The sequence below is a fragment of the Bacillus cereus group sp. N24 genome (assembly GCF_016483345.1).
GTDB lineage: Bacteria > Bacillota > Bacilli > Bacillales > Bacillaceae_G > Bacillus_A > Bacillus_A toyonensis.
In genome coordinates this window covers 265,830-282,155 of sequence record NZ_JAEHCA010000001.1, presented here as the reverse complement: position 1 = coordinate 282,155, position 16,326 = coordinate 265,830, and the positions used below count along the sequence as shown (strand labels likewise).

The window sequence follows — 16,326 nt, the reverse complement described above, 5'->3', positions numbered from 1 at the left end:
CTATTCCGATTAGAATTAAAGATTTGAGTGTAATCCAAAACTTTTTTTCTGGCTTTTGAAATTCTAAAAAGCCTTTTCGTAAGAGCAGAAATAAACCCGCTTCAAGACAGAGGAAAACAACTAGACCAAGAAATTAAAAGTACAAAAGGGATTTATTATGAGAGTAAGGAAGAAATCGAAATTACCTTTGAATACTTAAGAAAAGAAATTGATAATGATGATGATGAGAGTCAGCAAATTATTACAGATTACAAAGAGGTATCTTAAAATAAAACTAGAAAAGCATCCAAAACTATTGTTTTTTCTTTTTTAATATAGAAATTACACATTAAACATATATTTATACGTGTTGTTACTAAACGCTAAGGAATAGTAATAAAAAAATGATGCTGATAAAACTGTATAAAAATAAAAATAATCCTAAGATGGGGAATGTTTTATGAAAGTTGATCATGATAAACCTCCTTGATATATAAAGTATTTTAATATATTGTTGGTCTATTTAGAAGGAAAAACATAATTTGGTACATGTTAAACGAAAATTTGAACAAACTAGATATTGGAATAAATGATGCCTTCCTTAAAATAACCTTAATTAAAATATAGCTTTAATAACATTTGGAAATTAAATGGTATAATTTTCTAGGATAACCTAAATAAAGTTTATTTTAGAAAAGAGGTAGAGGGGAAATGTTTCAAAAGCTTAAGTTTTATTTAATGAGCATTTTAATTAGTTCAATGTTAGGTGGAATTATTATAGGTGCTAATTTCTTGGTCCATAACATATATAATTTGGTTGCAGGTAAAGAATATCATTTTAATATGTGGTCTTCTATTATTATATTTAGTGTTGTATTTATTTCGGGCTTCTCGTACATGTTGAAGAAGGGGCCAGATATATTTGTTAATGATTAAATTAATAGCAATTATCAATAGGTGTTGCCGTGTGATTCGGTTGAAGTCTTTTCTGGCGTGTTAGTTATCTCAATATATATGTATCTCTTGGCACCTGGGCGAGGGTGCTCTCTTTTTATCGAAGGAATAATAAAATGTATATAATATGATTAATAGATTTATATTTGAATCTGAGGGGTACAAATTCGATGCGACGTAAAAAGGATTTGTTGAAACAATGGAAGGTGGATTTACAGGCTATTCAAGAAGAGAAGAGGATGAAGAAGAAGGCTAAAAATAAGAAATATAGCATTCCTGGTAATACAGCTGGATTCATGAATGGAAAGCATACTTATCGTAAAGAGAATGGGGTATGGAAGCAAAGAAATAAATGACGTGAGGATAAATAGATTTCATTAAGTTTGTAGCATTATTCTAGGCGTTCCCATGATTTGGGTGGCGTCTTGTTTGTTGTTTATGAAGTAATCCCTAAACGTATTATATTATTGTTTTTAATTAACAGATATAAAAAATGATTTATTTGTTTTATTGATAATTTGTAAACATTATTATAATATGTTTGTATATGCGTAGACTAAAAATGTTTTTGTTTGATTTTATTAAAAGATGGGGGATATCGATAACAATAAAATAATGGGTATATCACCTACAAAAAGCTGCAAAAGGAATGGAAGCAGTATGGAAAAGGTGCTTTCGTGAAAAAATTCGAAAAATAAGCAGTATTAGCTCTTGAAGAAAAATGACTAGAAAAGTTACAACTAGATGGAGCATAAGGTTATACAAAAAATCTTAAAAGGGGGACAAAATTATGGAACAAGGAAAGTATTCAGTAACACCTCAAGATCGAATGAATTATTTATTAGGTCTTTATTCTGCAGATCAACAAATTAATGCGGTTCTTTATTTTCCTGTAGGTCTATCAAAGGAAATACTTGAACAATCAGTAAGGATAACATTACAATTGCAGCCAGTTTTGAATAGTCGATTTGTAGAAAATGATACTCCTTACTGGGAGGAACATTCATCTGTCACTAACTCATCTATTTGCTTTTTTGCAGAAGGAAATGATCAAGAACTTGAAATAATGGCAATAGATTTTATTAAGGAACCTGGTGATCGTATTCAGGGGCCTATGGTTCAAACAAAATTATTACGAGGCACTACAACAGATATGTTAGTTGTGAAATTATCTCATCTATGTTCAGATGGTGCAGGAGTCAAGGAGTATATTAATTTGCTTGGAGCAATTTATACGCACCTTTCCTTAGGAGGATCTAAGGATCAAATTATAAAGGAATTTGGTGAAGGAAATGAGAGTTTTCGAGATCAATCACATGTATTCAAATATGCTGGAATATCGGACGTAAAAAGTGCGTATCGTCCTAACCAAGAACAGCAGGCATCGTTATGGTCTTTTCCATCTCAACCCAACAAAAATAAATCCCCAAAAATGTCTGTAGGGCGGTTGAGCCGTGAGCAAACACTATGTCTAACCAAATGGACAAAAGCACAACAGGCTACCTTGAATGATGTAATCATGACTGCATACTTCCGTGCTTTATCACATTTCACTGTGTATGCGGAACCTCGCACCGCAGAAAAAATGATCGGTTTGACAATTGATTTACGTCGATATCTGCCTAATTATACGACTGGTGCTATTTGCAACTTATCCGGTATGGAAATGCCAGTGATTAAAATGGAAGATGATGAATCATTTAATCAGACTCTTGTTCGAGTTAAACAATCAATGAATAAAATAAAGGGCCAAAATCCAGGTCTTTCTTCAGCGGCAGGAATGGAGATACTGGCAGGTATGAAGCTATCTACGGTGAAGGGAATGTATAATCAGCAATACGAGCAGGCTGTACAGATGGGGATGGCATTGCCATTACTGACAAATTTCGGGGTGATCGCTGATGAACCTATTCAGTTTGGTGAAATTCAAGCTGAAGACGGGTATATGACATCACCCATTATGTATGCACCATTCTTTTCAATGGGAGCAAGCTCTTATAATGGAAGACTTACATTTACGATTGGTTATCATGCGCCGGATACATCAAAAGAAAAGGTAGACAAATTTTTAGAATGTGTTGTTAATCAGCTATCATAAATAAAATAAAAGAGAATATAGCGCAAAATTTTCTAACAGAATTGTATTTTAGGCGCTCATCTTATGTACGGCTAATCCCTTTTATAAACGCTATATTTAACGGAAAGGTCTTACTCCAGATAAAAAATTATCTTCAAATGCTTCATAAATTATTTTTGTTAAATTTTCTCTGATTGCACCTATCTTTATGTTTTAGATTTATGGGGAATCGTAGTGAAAAACAATTTGCACCACGAGAAAAACAAAATATATCAGCATAAAAGTACTAAAAAAGAGAGAAAAGAGCTGACTTAAACTATATTTTGAATCAGCTCTTTTTACTATTTTTTGAAATGAATTAGTTTTCGGATAATATAAAAATGATAATCTTCTAACAAATAATCAAGGCATCAACACTAGAAAAGTAGAGATAATATGTAATATAATTGAAAAAGTATATTTAAAAATCAATGTTAATATTACCCTCCTATAAGTATTAACATACGTTAATGAGGTGTTTTCTTTGTTGTTTTATGATCGAATTTCTATAATGGCCCCTCCTGTTCCGTAGCTTAGGAAAGTCTTTTTATTTCTGAGATTTTCAAAGTTATAGGAGGGTATGAAAAATGAAAAAAGTCTCAGTACCATCACTTTGGTTAATGATTATTCTTGTGGCATTTCCGCAAATTAGTGAAACAATTTATACACCGTCTTTACCAGACATTTCAAAGGCGTTACATGTAAGTAATAATGAGGTGCAGTTAACGCTTAGTGTTTATTTTGCTGGATTTGCTTTAGGTGTATTTTTTATTGGATGGTTATCCGATATAATTGGTCGTCGCCCGGCGATGTTACTTGGAATTGTCATATATGGCGCGGGGAGCTTCTTATGCTTTATTGCAAGTTCCATTGAATTTTTATTGTTAAGTCGTTTTATTCAGGCGTTTGGAGCAAGTGCAGGATCAGTTGTGACGCAAACGATTCTTCGTGAAAGTGTAGAAGGGCATAAACGTCACGTTATGTTTGCTCAAATTTCGGCAGTCATTGCTTTTACACCGGCAATGGGACCGTTAATTGGTGGCTTTCTTGATCAAATGTTTGGATTTAAAATAGTATTTTTAAGTTTAGTAGTTATGAGTATCGGAATTTTGCTGTATACGTTTGTTTCTCTTCCAGAAACAAAAACGGGTGCAGTAACGGATAAAATTAATGTGTTTTCTGTTTTAAAACGGTTGATTACAAATCCGAAAGTAGTAACATATGGGCTATTAATTGGAGGAGCGAATGGCGTTTTATTTAGCTATTATGCAGAAGCGCCGTTTATCTTTATTGAATACTTTAAGTTATCGCCTAGTATGTACGGATTTCTAGGAATTGTTGTTGCTTCCGCTTCTATTATTGGGGCGAAATTTTCAAAGCGGTTACTTACCACTTATAAACCAGAGAAAATTATATATATCGGTTGTTTTGTAATGACAGGTGGAGCAGTCGCTTTATCTATTATTACTTCAGTTGGATCAAATCGAAACATAATATATATGATTGGATTTTTAGTAGCGATGTTTATATTGCTATTAGGAATTGGGGTAGCATTACCTAACTGTTTAAGTTTAGCATTAGTAGATTTTCAAGATGTCATTGGTACAGCTGGAGCATTGTTTAGCTTAGGGTACTATATAATAGTGACGGTGACAATTTGGGGAATGAGTCAACTTCATACGGGCTCGTTACTGGTGATGCCACTTTATTTTCTGGCTATTGTAGCTATCATGTTGGTGTTTACTAAGGTGTTTATTGTTGGTAAACAAACTTCAAAGACGATTTAAATATGAAATGGTAAAAGAGTCTCATTAAAATATGAGACTCTTTTATATTTTATCCCGCTGTTTTGAGGCGGTAAGATTCCTACCTCAAAATTGGGCTGGAGTAAAGAAGTTAGTAGTTTATTAATATATTAAATTTCTGATTGGCATATGAATCGGATGTGTGGGAACTTACGTTATCAACTATAAAGATTGAAGTACATGAGATGTGAAACTGAGGAAGATATGCTCTCCTCGGTTATTTATATTGTAATAATATTTATATCGGAACCATTTTGAATAGATGTATTTTATTGCTAATTCAGTTAAAAATTAAACATAATTATGCATATTAATTTATTGAAAAAATAATTGAATTTTTCAGATAAATGAATTAATATAAAATAAGTAATTTTAAGATTTATAGAATATTGGAAGATGAAAGGTTTTGAGAATTTTGTAAGAGGCAAAAAACGATTTTAGGATAGCTTTAAAGCTAGTGTAAAATTACGTTTGCTTCACCATTTTCAGGCCAAAAGGAATTAGGAGAAAGCATCTTGTTTTAAAATGCGGCTATGAATCATCTAAGAGGGGGAAGTGAAGTGGCAAACAAAGAATTGAAAAGAGGTTTAGAAGCACGTCATATTCAAATGATTGCTTTAGGCGGAACAATTGGTGTTGGTTTGTTTATGGGTTCAGCTAGCACGATTAAGTGGACAGGTCCATCAGTAATGCTTGCCTATGCAATTGCAGGTATTTTTATCTTCTTCATCATGCGTGCCATGGGAGAAATGTTGTATATGGAGCCAAGTACAGGTTCATTTGCGACGTTCGGTCATAAGTATATTCATCCGTTAGCTGGTTATATGACAGCGTGGAGTAACTGGTTCCAATGGGTTATCGTTGGGATGTCAGAGATTATCGCAGTTGGAGCGTATATGCAATATTGGTTCCCAGGTCTACCGGCTTGGATACCAGGTGTGATTGCAATGGTTATTCTTGGTGCAGCTAACTTAATTTCTGTTAAGTCATTTGGTGAATTTGAATTTTGGTTTGCGATGATTAAAATCGTTACGATTTTATTAATGATTATTGCTGGATTTGGCCTTATTTTCTTCGGAATTGGTAACGGCGGAGAAGCGATTGGCATATCTAATCTTTGGTCAAATGGCGGTTTCTTTACAGGTGGTTTTTCAGGATTCTTCTTTGCATTATCACTTGTAGTTGGAGCATATCAAGGTGTGGAATTAATCGGGATTACTGCTGGTGAAGCGAAAAATCCGAAGAAGACACTTACAAGAGCGATTCAAAGTACAATTTGGCGTATTTTAATATTCTATATTGGTGCTATTTTCGTTATTGTAACTGTTTATCCGTGGGATCAATTAAGTACAATTGGTAGTCCGTTCGTGGCAACTTTTGCGAAGGTTGGTATTACGGCAGCTGCTGGACTTATTAACTTCGTTGTTATTACAGCAGCGATGTCTGGTTGTAATAGTGGTATTTATAGTGCTGGACGTATGCTGTATACGTTAGGTGTAAATGGACAAGCACCGAAATACTTTACGAAGATTTCTAGTAACGGTGTTCCATTATTTGGTACAGTTGGTGTAATAATTGGTTTAGCAGTTGGTGTAGTTTTAAGTTATATTGCGCCAAAAAACTTATTCGTATATGTGTATAGTGCGAGTGTACTTCCAGGTATGGTACCATGGTTCGTCATTTTAATTAGTCAAATTCTTTTTAGAAAAGAAAAAGGGGCAGAGATGAAAGATCATCCGTTCAAAATGCCATTTGCTCCTGTTACAAACTATTTAACGATTGCCTTTTTAATTATGGTATTAATCGGAATGTGGTTTAACGATGATACTCGTATCTCACTAGTTGTAGGTATTGTTTTCTTAGCTATCGTTACAATTAGTTTCTATGCTTTTGGAATAGGGAAGCGAGCGCCATTAGATACTCAAAATGATCAAGAGATTTCAAGTAAATAAAGAAGGGGCTGTTCATCTGGAACAGCCTTTTCTTATGGTTGGTGTTATTTGTCGATAAATCGATATACCTTGTCGAATTGTTGATATAATTTGATTTGTGATAGATATATTTGAAAAATCGTTGATATATTGTACGTTATGATAGATATATTCGAAAAATCGTTGATATAATTTCACATACTATCTGTCACTATTATGATTAAAATTTCTCTAATACGATTTTCCCAATGGTACGTCCACTTTCAAGTAGTACATGTGCCTTCTTTAAGTTTTCAGCGTTAATTGGTGCTAATGTTTCATGTAAAGTGGTCTTTAAAATACCTTCATCTAATAATTCGCTCACTTTATTTAATAGTTCATGCTGCGTAATCATATCACCAGTTTCATACATCGGCTTTGTGAACATAAACTCCCAAACAAAGGTCGCACTTTTACTTTTTAAAATGCCCATTTCAAGAGGATGTTCATTTTCTACGATAGAGCAAATTTTACCTTGTGGTTTAATTACTTCGCCTATACCGTGCCAATGCTGATCTGTATTATTTAAACAGAAAATATAATCTACATCGTTGAATCCAAGGGTGAATAGTTGCTCTTTTAAAGGTTTATGATGGTTAATTGTATGGTCAGCTCCAAAGTTTTTCACCCATTCTATCGTTTCATCACGAGACGCAGTTGCGATTACATTTAGTCCAGCCCATTTTGCAAGCTGAATTGCGATTGAACCGACACCACCAGCTCCGCCGATAATTAAAATGTTTTTAAATGTATTTTCGCTTTTCTTAGCGTAATCAATGTCTAAACGCTCGAATAAACCTTCCCACGCCGTAATAGCTGTTAAAGGAATTGCGGCAGTTTCAGCATCACGTAAAGTTTTAGGTTTTTTACCAACAATTCTTTCATCAACTAGGTGGTATTCACTATATGTACCTTGTCTCGTAATGCTTCCAGCGTAAAACACTTCATCGCCTTCTTTAAATAACGTACAACCTTCGCCAGTTTGTACGACAACACCACTAGCATCCCAGCCAAGTATTTTCGCTACATCTTCTTTTTTATCTTTCGGAGAGCGAACTTTTGTATCAACTGGATTAACGGAAATAGCGTTAATTTTAACAAGTATATCTCTTCCTTTGGCAACAGGTCTTTCAACTTCAATATCAATTAAACTGTTTTCTTCTTCAATAGGTAAGTATTCATGTAAACCAATTGCTTTCATTTGTATTCCCTCCATTAAAGTAAGAATCATTTACTCCCTTATTATAGATGGTGAAATACTGTTATGTAAAAAGTACATTATTATTTACATAGAAAGTTATTTTAATATTTTTAAAATTATGTAAAATCAGATACAATTAGTATAGAAAACTATGCGAGGTGAATGACTAATGACAGCAAAACTAAGGAAAAGTAATTATTTAATCGTAATGGCAATTATTATAATGTATTCGTTAATTGGTCACGTATTAAGTTTAGACATTTTAAAAGTGATGGCTATTCGACAAAATGGATTTAGTATTAGTTTTGTAGGCATTTCTATATGTTATATCACAGCTGTTTTATTTTTTTTTTGCTATACGTAAATTGAAAAATGATAAGTAATGTTGTAATGAAGAATTTGTGAATAATCCCAAAATAATAGTTGAAACAATGAAAGTAGAGAAGGAGTTTATTTCTAAAAAGTAGAATTTTTTACTGTATTGTTTTATTCAAAACGAAATGTAAAGGTGGATACATAATGACGGTAAAGAAGCTTTATTTCGTGCCAGCTGGTCGTTGTATGTTAGATCATTCTTCTGTTAATAGTACGCTCACACCGGGGAATTTATTAAACTTACCGGTATGGTGTTATTTATTGGAGACAGAAGAAGGGCCAATTTTAGTAGATACAGGTATGCCAGAAAGTGCGGTTAATAATGAAAATTTATTTGACGGTACATTTGTTGAAGGGCAGATTTTACCGAAAATGACTGAAGAAGATAGGATCGTGCATATTTTAAAACGCGTTGGTTATGAGCCGGAAGACCTTCTTTATATTATTAGTTCTCACTTGCATTTTGATCATGCAGGGGGAAATGGTGCTTTTACACATACACCGATTATTGTGCAGCGTGCTGAATATGAGATGGCACAACATAGTGAAGAATATATGAAAGAATGTATATTGCCGAATTTAAACTGCAAAATCATTGAAGGGGATTATGAAGTCGTACCAGGTGTTCAATTATTGTATACACCAGGACATACTCCAGGACATCAGTCACTATTCATTGAGACGGAAAACTCTGGCCCAGTGTTATTAACGATCGATGCATCGTATACGAAAGAGAATTTTGAAGATGAAGTGCCGTTCGCGGGGGTTGATTCGGAATTAGCTTTATCTTCAATTAAGCGTTTAAAAGAAGTTGTTAGGAAAGAGAACCCAATTGTTTTCTTTGGACATGATATAGAGCAGGAAAAGAGCTGTAAAGTGTTCCCTGAATATATATAAAAGAGAAAGTCATGAGCGAATGTGCCCATGACCTTCTCTTTTATATAATCTTTTTAAATAAGCTATATACTTTTTTCGAATTGCCTTCATTTAATTGATAATAAGTAAGATCGATGTCATCAGGACTGTTTTGGTGAGCAATCATAACTTCACTACTGTTGTTATCTACGATCCAAATTAAATATTGTTTATAAGTCCCATCTTGGAAAGTAATCCACATGTTACAATCTACTAAATCAGAACCTTCTTCATCTAGGGTTAAATCGCCTTTTTTTGCTGTGTCCATACTTTTAATAAATGTTTTCAACTCATCTGTCTTTGTAAGAAAGATAGATTTTTTTGTTTTAATTGACTCAACATGTATATCTTTTATTTCCTGTTTTCCTAAAAAAACAGGGGGCTCATTAGGATTTCTTTGGGTTGAAATAATAGTAGCTTTCTTCTTTGGTTTACTTGCTGTATAGAAATCTTGAATAGATTTTCCAAAGTTGAAAAACCATATAATTCCAAAAATAATCAATGCACTACCTAGCAATAAAATGATTTTCTTAATAGGGTATTCTCCTCTCTATTACTTCGTGTGAAGAGCTTTTCTATTAATATATGATAGGCAAGCGTAAAGTATTATAGTTGAACTTGGTTATGCTTCACAGTTTTTATAGGGCGATCAACGAGTAAATTGTAAGTAAGCCCAATTAATACGAAAATTCCACCGACTACTTTGCCGATTGATAGTTCATTTGATAGGAAGAAATCAATGATAGTCCCCGCAAATAATTGTCCGATAAAGATGAGTAACGTTAAATAAAATGCAGATATTTTAGGAGTAATATAGTTTGATAATGAAATGACGATAACGCCTACTAATCCGCCTAAGTATACAGCGATAGGAATGGATTGCAACGTATGAATTGGAATATAAAATGAATCTGAACTGAAAATTAAAAATAGAGCGGAGAAAAATAATCCAGTAATATAATTGAAAAAGGTACCTTCCCAATTGCCAATTTCCTTTGCTAAATTCGCGTTAATAATTCTAGCAACAACGATAGAAACACCAGCTAAAATAGCGATAGTAATATATAACATTTTTTTGCCTCCATTAATAAATTGTCATAATTATAATTCCAAAAGAAATAAATAATAATCCAATCAGTTTTTTCTTTTCAAACTTCGAAACTTGCATTCCTAATAAGCCGAAATGATCAATAACTATTGAAGCAATGGATTGACCGAATAAACTTAATGCGATTGTAATAGATGCACCAAGGACGGAGAAACTTATGTTGTTAAAAAGAACAGTGAATACTCCAATCGCTCCAGCGCTATATAAAAAAAGCGGAATATTTTTATCAAAATGGATTTTATTTTTGTTTATGATTAAAACGAAAATAACTACAAGTAAACCGACAAGGTGAATGACGACGCTTGCTGTATACTTGCCAATGAACTCAGATAAGATCCCATTCAAAGGAAGCATAATGGCGATGAGCACACCAATAAGGACAGAAAGAAAGTTATACAATGTAAAATCCCCTTTATATTTCATATTTGTAATGACTGTATCATGCGGAAATTGTGTATTACTATGACATATGTCATAGTGGAAGAAGAAAATTTTGATTACAATTGGGATGAGTTATAAAGGTGGGGAACTATGAAGAAAGTATGTAATTCTAATAAATTAGTAAATTATATGAAAGAAAATAATATTGACTCATTTTTTAGTAATGATATGAAACCATATATGGAACTTATATTTTTTAAAAAGAACGAGTTTATTTGTAGAGAAAATGAGGAGATAGATTATTTATATTTTTTTGTTGAAGGAAAAGCGAAAGCATATAATACATTAAGTAATGGGAAATCCGTATTACTCTGTTTCTATGATAGCTTGCAATTGCTAGGGGATGTAGAGTTAATTCATTCTCAAAAGATTACATCTAACGTACAAGTGATGGCAGATTCATATTGTGTTGGTCTACCTTTAGGAAAAGTGAGAAATCAATTATTTCATGATGCGAAATTTTTAAGATGTATTTGCGGTTCTTTAGCCAATAAATTAAATCGTCTTTCAAAAAATAGTACAATTAATTTATTGTATCCACTTGAAAATAGACTTGCGAGTTACATGTTAGTAGCAGGGGAACGAGCAGTGCAGCACGGAAATCGAATTGTATTTAGTGGGAATTTAACGGAAACAGCTGAATTGTTAGGAACGAGTTATCGGCATTTATTGCGCACATTAAATATTTTTTGTGATAAAGAGGTTATAAAAAAGAACAATGGTTGTTTTGAAGTAGTGAATGTGGATGTATTGAGGGAATTGGCGGCAGATGTTTATAAGTAGGAGAGGATTATAAATGATTACACCTATATTTAGAGTTTTTGATGTTGAAAAAGCAAAGCTATTTTATTTGGATTTTTTAGGATTTAAAATGGATTGGGAACATCGTTATGAGGAACATATGCCATTATATATACAAATTTCGTTACATGATGCTGTAATGCATTTATCAGAACATCATGGTGATGCCTCACCAGGTGGTGCGATTCGAATTAAAATAGATGATGTAAAGGATTATCATTCTGTATTATTAAGTAAAGAATATGCTTATTCGAAGTCAAATATAGAAAAAACACCTTGGGATACAATCGAATTAACTGTGATTGATCCGTTTTCAAATAGAATTATATTTTATGAGGAAAAATTGTAGAAATGGAAGGGATTCATATACAAGTTTTCCTAAATTGAGTAGTGTAATTGCGTATTAAATAAATGTAATGAAGAGTAGTTTATAAAGTAGCGAACTACTCTTTTTCCTTTTGTTAAACAAATTGAATTATTGATAAATAAATCGTATGATAAAACATATGAACAAATGAGCATATATTCATGTGAAATGAGAAGGAGGAAAAGGATGTTAGATGCAATTATCGTCGGAGCGGGTCAAGCTGGATTAGCAATGGGATATTACTTGAAGCAAGAAGGGGATAATTTTTTATTACTTGAGGCAGGAAACCGAGTTGGTGATTCATGGAGAAACAGATATGATTCTTTACAGCTCTTTACACCGAGGGAATATAGTAGTTTACCAAGTATGATATTAAAAGGAGAAGGGAATGGATTTCCAAGTAAAGATGAAATTGCGACTTATTTAGAAGAATATGCAGGGCGTTTTCAGTTGCCAATACAATTGCAAACTGAAGTTTTAAAAATAAAGAAAGAAAAAGATATATTCGAATTACATACTTCTAAAGAAATATTACAATCAAAAAAAGTTATTATCGCATCAGGTGGTTTTCAGCAACCATTCATCCCCTCATTTTCACAACATCTTTCATCACATATTTTTCAAGCACATTCATCACAATATAAATCACCATCACAAATCCCAAAGGGGAGAGTACTAGTAGTAGGTGGCGGGAATTCAGGAATGCAAATAGCAGTAGAACTTGCAAAAACTCATGAAGTTACGATGTCTATCAGTCATCCTTTAACATTTTTACCGTTACATCTTTTTAGAAAAAACATTTTTAATTGGTTAGAAAAATTAGGTTTATTGTATGCTGAAGTAAATACTAAGAGGGGAAAATGGTTTCAGAAGAGGAAGGATCCCATTTTCGGTTTTGAAGGTAAGAAACTTATCCGTAGTGGAGCAATTAAACTGCAGGAAAAAGTAGTAAGTGTATCAAGTAATAACATTATGTTTCAGAATGGTGATACATATAGTGCAGAAAGCATTATATGGTCAACTGGTTTTGCTCAAGATTATAAATGGATTGAAATAGAAAAGGCAGTGAATGAGAAAGGATTTCCTAATCATATAAAGGGAATCAGTCCAGTAAAAGGATTGTATTATATCGGTTTACCATGGCAATCTCAAAGGGGTTCCGCACTTATTTGTGGTGTAGGAAAGGATGCAGCGTATGTACTTTCTGAAATCAAAAAAATAGATCAGTAGCAAGAACTACTGATCATCCATATGTACATGAATTAGGAGAGGTCAAACATTTATTAACTTTATTATAATAGATTTTTACGGAATTAAAAACTGAAAATTCTAATTTCATGTTGAGAAAGTTTTTTGTATCGAAATATATGAAAAAATAGGGATTTTTATTAAAAGAGAAAATGATATTTATATTTTAGTAAATTATGATATAGTCTAAATAAGTATTTTTTCTATAAATGTAATTATTTTCATTGTAGTTTCGTTTATATGAGGGAAGGAGCAGTAATTATGAAGTTTGACGATCAACGCTTACTAGGAGTCCGATTAGGTTCTGTACTTGTGACAGAGGAAAATCAATATTTAGTAATTAAGAAAAAAGATCATTATGCACTATTAAATATACATAATTTAGAATGCACTCATGTTGAAGTGCAGTTAGAACATTTGGAAGAAATGTTGCGGGAAGATTTCCAAGAAAGTATAACGGAAATTATCGCACCAGAACATATTAAAATTGTTGCGAAAAATGTTATATAAAGAAAGAAGCTGGAAGGAATAGCTTCTTTCTTTTCATTATAAGGATAATGTTTTTAAAACCTCGCCAATAATCCCTTCCATTTGATGAACACCTAAGTCAGAGTTTGTCATAATAACAGCACCATTACCTCGGTATGGATAGCATACCATCATACATTGAAATCCAACGCCCCATCCATATGAATAAATTTGTAATTCTTCATTAGAATCATCTAGAAATACACCTAAACCAGTCCATTTTGAGCAACCTTGAGGAGAAATCATGTCTTGTACTGTTTTTTGAGAAAGTTTTAGTTTGCTATTTCCATGTAAGGAATGAATGAGTTCGATTACTAAAGTTGATAAGTCAGTAGGTGTTGTCCAAACGCCTGAAGCTGCTGCGAATGGATAAAATGGATACTTTTCATTTGTAACGGTGCTATCTTTATTATGACCGCAAGCAAAATCATCGGTTTTATCTATGACTTCGGGAGAGAAGAGTCTACTATTTTTCATTTGTAGTGGCTGGAAGATATGTTCTTCTAATAACTGAGTAAATGATTTCCCTGTAATATCTTCAAGTAGTAGCTCGATTATACAAAAGTTTGCATCTGAGTAGTGAAATTCACTTTCTGGTTTATAAGTTGTTTCTATAGGTACTGGGCAATATAATGTTTTACCAGCAAGGAGTTCAGACATGCTTGGTAGCCCTTGTGCAAGTGTATAATGTTCAAAACTATTAGGAGGATCAATCATCCCAGATTGGTGACTTAATAAGTTTCGCAACGTGACTTTTTTCTGTGGAGTAAATAGATTAGTAGGGATGTTCCAAGATGTGAGTCTATCATTTACGTCTTCATCTAAATGTACTATGCCTTGATCACATAATTTTAGTGTGAGTATGCCGGTGATGAACTTGCTAATAGAACAAGAATTGAATATGGAATTCGTATTGACAGTTCTAGTTGTTCCAGATTCAAGTGTTCCGAAGGCAGTAGTTTCATCAAGTCTACCGTCACGTATAACGGCAAGGCTTAATCCTGCAACGGAATATTCGTTCATTCTCTCATATATATTGTTACTTTTTAAGTTCATAGTGACTCCTTCTTTCGAAAAGACAGAATATTGGTTTTATTATACAATAATAAATAGAGAGAAGGAGAGAAAAAGAAAACACTTCATCATATTGATGAAGTGTTTTCTTATTTTAAGTTAATTCGAAGTATATGCTCTAAAAAATTTATCTCTGTACATGTACATAAGCCATGAGGTTGTTATTAAAGAAATGATGATTTGTTTGTTTTCAATTGGTGCACTGAAAACAAGCCAACCAACTATATCAAATGATAAATGTAGCATGATTGAAAGAACTACAAATTGCAATAACGTATTCAAAAATCTTTTCATAAAGTGTCCTCCTAAAATAATAGGTTTTATCAATAGTGTTGTATATTACCAATATACATTAAATGTTTTTTGTGGTAAAATCTACATAAATTAGTTAAATAAAATAAATGAAAACTAATAAGGGGAGCGTTTATGGAATTATGGATAATTATAACGATAGCAGCCTTTGGATTCATTTATATCGTTGAAAAATTAAATAAAATCGAAAAGAAAACAGATACGCGTTTAAAGCGGATTGAAGATAGATTACAAGTAATTACGAAAGAAATGGGAATTGTAGAAAGAGAACATGAAATTAATAAAGAATTACGCCAGCTTGTGGAAGATGGAAAAACGATTACAGCAGTTAAGAGAGTGAGAGAGGCTTTTGGTTTTTCATTGTTAGAAGCGAAGCAATATGTTGATAAGTTATAAAAAAGATCATCTAATTGGATGGTCTTTTTTTACTGAACCATATGTGTATTTACATAAGCAGCGATTATAACGTGGCCAATAATAATGATGGGGAAATATAATTTTAACATTAGAAGTAATGAAGACACTGCCAATTGTGGCGATAACACCAGCAGTTAAATTATAAAGACCAACTATTTTTGATAACTTCACTTTATCTGGCACACGGTGTTCATTGAATCCTGATAAGAGCCAAGTGTATTGTTTTACCCCAATAAAATAAGCTAGTGCAAATGAAATGATTGCCAGAATAAATAATGATGGATATGCGAAGAGAGTCACCAGAAACACCTCCGTTAAGGGGCTATAAATAAATTATAGTATGAATGTTATAATTTAACAAAATCCAGTTTTGATTATAAGTTTAATAGAAAACTGGCATTTGTGAAGAAGGGAGATTAAGTATGAATATTTCAGAATTCCAGAGATATGTAGCAAGTTTTAGTAAAGAAAAAGGGTTACAACATACAACAATTGAAGAGCGCACGATGTATGCAATGGCGGAATTAGGGGAATTAACAGAAGCTATTTTAAAACGTGATAAAATACAAGATTCGAAACGAGAAATCGGTTTAGAAATGTTTGATGTAATTTGGAATGTATGTGATTTAGCGAATAAACTAAATATTGATTTAGAGAAGGCGTTTGAAGAAAAAATGATGATTAATAAAAAACGTGAATGGTAAGTAGAATTTTA

At 32.6% G+C, this 16,326-nt stretch carries 19 protein-coding genes and 1 pseudogene; 13 read left to right on the top strand and 7 right to left on the bottom strand.

The annotated features are described in order from the left end of the window. The first annotated feature begins 690 nt into the window (after positions 1 to 690). From JDS95_RS01405 to JDS95_RS01385, 5 genes are all read left to right on the top strand, one after another. Entirely contained in the window at positions 691 to 915 is a 225-nt protein-coding gene (locus JDS95_RS01405; RefSeq protein ID WP_000486799.1) for a hypothetical protein, read from the top strand. A gap of 188 nt (positions 916 to 1,103) precedes the next feature. Next, positions 1,104 to 1,289, top strand: a complete 186-nt coding sequence (locus JDS95_RS01400) for a hypothetical protein (RefSeq protein WP_001253134.1) — start codon at positions 1,104 to 1,106, stop codon at positions 1,287 to 1,289. A 434-nt stretch (positions 1,290 to 1,723) separates the two neighbouring features. Then, positions 1,724 to 3,031 carry a condensation domain-containing protein gene (locus JDS95_RS01395; RefSeq protein ID WP_199690176.1) on the top strand — a complete coding sequence of 436 codons (1,308 nt, stop codon included), beginning with the start codon at positions 1,724 to 1,726 and terminating at the stop codon, positions 3,029 to 3,031. A 605-nt stretch (positions 3,032 to 3,636) separates the two neighbouring features. Beyond that, positions 3,637 to 4,836 (top strand): multidrug effflux MFS transporter, encoded by a 1,200-nt coding sequence (locus JDS95_RS01390; RefSeq protein ID WP_199690174.1) that lies wholly within the window; start codon positions 3,637 to 3,639, stop codon positions 4,834 to 4,836. A 578-nt stretch (positions 4,837 to 5,414) separates the two neighbouring features. Continuing rightward, on the top strand, positions 5,415 to 6,806 hold the full coding sequence (locus tag JDS95_RS01385) for an amino acid permease (protein ID WP_139823505.1): 1,392 nt from the start codon (positions 5,415 to 5,417) through the stop codon (positions 6,804 to 6,806). A gap of 199 nt (positions 6,807 to 7,005) precedes the next feature. On the opposite strand, the gene JDS95_RS01380 is transcribed toward JDS95_RS01385, so the two are convergent. After that, positions 7,006 to 8,025: a zinc-binding alcohol dehydrogenase family protein gene (locus JDS95_RS01380; protein ID WP_000643744.1), complete on the bottom strand. Its 1,020-nt coding sequence runs from the start codon at positions 8,023 to 8,025 to the stop codon at positions 7,006 to 7,008. Between the two features lie 169 nt (positions 8,026 to 8,194). Between JDS95_RS01380 and JDS95_RS01375 the strand changes: the two genes are divergently transcribed. Next, entirely contained in the window at positions 8,195 to 8,389 is a 195-nt protein-coding gene (locus JDS95_RS01375) for a hypothetical protein (protein ID WP_226534201.1), read from the top strand. Between the two features lie 155 nt (positions 8,390 to 8,544). Next, positions 8,545 to 9,297, top strand: coding sequence for a quorum-quenching N-acyl homoserine lactonase AiiA (aiiA, locus tag JDS95_RS01370; protein WP_199690172.1), 753 nt, complete (start codon positions 8,545 to 8,547; stop codon positions 9,295 to 9,297). A 40-nt stretch (positions 9,298 to 9,337) separates the two neighbouring features. On the opposite strand, the gene JDS95_RS01365 is transcribed toward aiiA, so the two are convergent. The 3 genes from JDS95_RS01365 to JDS95_RS01355 all read right to left on the bottom strand — a co-directional run bounded on the left by JDS95_RS01365 (position 9,338) and on the right by JDS95_RS01355 (position 10,846). Continuing rightward, positions 9,338 to 9,817: a hypothetical protein gene (locus JDS95_RS01365; RefSeq protein WP_033661348.1), complete on the bottom strand. Its 480-nt coding sequence runs from the start codon at positions 9,815 to 9,817 to the stop codon at positions 9,338 to 9,340. Between the two features lie 104 nt (positions 9,818 to 9,921). Next, positions 9,922 to 10,386 (bottom strand): DMT family transporter, encoded by a 465-nt coding sequence (locus JDS95_RS01360; RefSeq protein WP_000965809.1) that lies wholly within the window; start codon positions 10,384 to 10,386, stop codon positions 9,922 to 9,924. Between the two features lie 13 nt (positions 10,387 to 10,399). Then, positions 10,400 to 10,846, bottom strand: a complete 447-nt coding sequence (locus JDS95_RS01355; protein ID WP_002044262.1) for a DMT family transporter — start codon at positions 10,844 to 10,846, stop codon at positions 10,400 to 10,402. 108 nt (positions 10,847 to 10,954) lie between these two features. On the opposite strand from JDS95_RS01355, the gene yeiL reads away from it, so the two are divergent. From yeiL to JDS95_RS01335, 4 genes are all read left to right on the top strand, one after another. Next, positions 10,955 to 11,647, top strand: coding sequence for a transcriptional regulator YeiL (gene yeiL, locus JDS95_RS01350; protein WP_000754862.1), 693 nt, complete (start codon positions 10,955 to 10,957; stop codon positions 11,645 to 11,647). 13 nt (positions 11,648 to 11,660) lie between these two features. After that, entirely contained in the window at positions 11,661 to 12,014 is a 354-nt protein-coding gene (locus JDS95_RS01345) for a glyoxalase superfamily protein (protein WP_000632418.1), read from the top strand. A 204-nt stretch (positions 12,015 to 12,218) separates the two neighbouring features. Then, positions 12,219 to 13,262 (top strand): flavin-containing monooxygenase, encoded by a 1,044-nt coding sequence (locus JDS95_RS01340; protein ID WP_000882895.1) that lies wholly within the window; start codon positions 12,219 to 12,221, stop codon positions 13,260 to 13,262. A 279-nt stretch (positions 13,263 to 13,541) separates the two neighbouring features. After that, a complete protein-coding gene (locus JDS95_RS01335) occupies positions 13,542 to 13,790 on the top strand; it encodes a hypothetical protein (RefSeq protein WP_000666948.1) in 249 nt (82 codons plus the stop codon). Between the two features lie 36 nt (positions 13,791 to 13,826). Here the strand turns inward: JDS95_RS01335 and JDS95_RS01330 are convergent, their stop codons facing one another. Both JDS95_RS01330 and JDS95_RS01325 read right to left on the bottom strand, forming a co-directional pair. Continuing rightward, a complete protein-coding gene (locus JDS95_RS01330; protein WP_001050178.1) occupies positions 13,827 to 14,864 on the bottom strand; it encodes a serine hydrolase domain-containing protein in 1,038 nt (345 codons plus the stop codon). 117 nt (positions 14,865 to 14,981) lie between these two features. Then, positions 14,982 to 15,176 (bottom strand): hypothetical protein, encoded by a 195-nt coding sequence (locus JDS95_RS01325; protein WP_000819657.1) that lies wholly within the window; start codon positions 15,174 to 15,176, stop codon positions 14,982 to 14,984. A 132-nt stretch (positions 15,177 to 15,308) separates the two neighbouring features. Here JDS95_RS01325 and JDS95_RS01320 point away from each other — a divergent pair, with 132 nt between their 5' ends. After that, positions 15,309 to 15,590, top strand: a complete 282-nt coding sequence (locus JDS95_RS01320; RefSeq protein WP_000424712.1) for a hypothetical protein — start codon at positions 15,309 to 15,311, stop codon at positions 15,588 to 15,590. Positions 15,591 to 15,619: 29 nt separating this feature from the next. On the opposite strand, the pseudogene JDS95_RS01315 reads toward JDS95_RS01320, so the two are convergent. After that, positions 15,620 to 15,911: pseudogene (locus JDS95_RS01315) on the bottom strand (DUF3784 domain-containing protein). Positions 15,912 to 16,033: 122 nt separating this feature from the next. Here JDS95_RS01315 and JDS95_RS01310 point away from each other — a divergent pair. Beyond that, positions 16,034 to 16,315 carry a MazG nucleotide pyrophosphohydrolase domain-containing protein gene (locus JDS95_RS01310; protein WP_001026771.1) on the top strand — a complete coding sequence of 94 codons (282 nt, stop codon included), beginning with the start codon at positions 16,034 to 16,036 and terminating at the stop codon, positions 16,313 to 16,315. Positions 16,316 to 16,326: the final 11 nt, after the last annotated feature.

Coding starts and splice junctions, on each gene's coding strand:
- JDS95_RS01405 (WP_000486799.1), top strand. CDS start 691: ATGTTTCAAAAGCTTAAGTTTTATTTAATGAGCATTTTAATTAGTTCA.
- JDS95_RS01400 (WP_001253134.1), top strand. CDS start 1,104: ATGCGACGTAAAAAGGATTTGTTGAAACAATGGAAGGTGGATTTACAG.
- JDS95_RS01395 (WP_199690176.1), top strand. CDS start 1,724: ATGGAACAAGGAAAGTATTCAGTAACACCTCAAGATCGAATGAATTAT.
- JDS95_RS01390 (WP_199690174.1), top strand. CDS start 3,637: ATGAAAAAAGTCTCAGTACCATCACTTTGGTTAATGATTATTCTTGTG.
- JDS95_RS01380 (WP_000643744.1), bottom strand. CDS start 8,025: ATGAAAGCAATTGGTTTACATGAATACTTACCTATTGAAGAAGAAAAC.
- JDS95_RS01375 (WP_226534201.1), top strand. CDS start 8,195: ATGACAGCAAAACTAAGGAAAAGTAATTATTTAATCGTAATGGCAATT.
- aiiA (WP_199690172.1), top strand. CDS start 8,545: ATGACGGTAAAGAAGCTTTATTTCGTGCCAGCTGGTCGTTGTATGTTA.
- JDS95_RS01360 (WP_000965809.1), bottom strand. CDS start 10,386: ATGTTATATATTACTATCGCTATTTTAGCTGGTGTTTCTATCGTTGTT.
- JDS95_RS01355 (WP_002044262.1), bottom strand. CDS start 10,846: ATGAAATATAAAGGGGATTTTACATTGTATAACTTTCTTTCTGTCCTT.
- yeiL (WP_000754862.1), top strand. CDS start 10,955: ATGAAGAAAGTATGTAATTCTAATAAATTAGTAAATTATATGAAAGAA.
- JDS95_RS01345 (WP_000632418.1), top strand. CDS start 11,661: ATGATTACACCTATATTTAGAGTTTTTGATGTTGAAAAAGCAAAGCTA.
- JDS95_RS01340 (WP_000882895.1), top strand. CDS start 12,219: ATGTTAGATGCAATTATCGTCGGAGCGGGTCAAGCTGGATTAGCAATG.
- JDS95_RS01335 (WP_000666948.1), top strand. CDS start 13,542: ATGAAGTTTGACGATCAACGCTTACTAGGAGTCCGATTAGGTTCTGTA.
- JDS95_RS01330 (WP_001050178.1), bottom strand. CDS start 14,864: ATGAACTTAAAAAGTAACAATATATATGAGAGAATGAACGAATATTCC.
- JDS95_RS01325 (WP_000819657.1), bottom strand. CDS start 15,176: ATGAAAAGATTTTTGAATACGTTATTGCAATTTGTAGTTCTTTCAATC.
- JDS95_RS01320 (WP_000424712.1), top strand. CDS start 15,309: ATGGAATTATGGATAATTATAACGATAGCAGCCTTTGGATTCATTTAT.
- JDS95_RS01310 (WP_001026771.1), top strand. CDS start 16,034: ATGAATATTTCAGAATTCCAGAGATATGTAGCAAGTTTTAGTAAAGAA.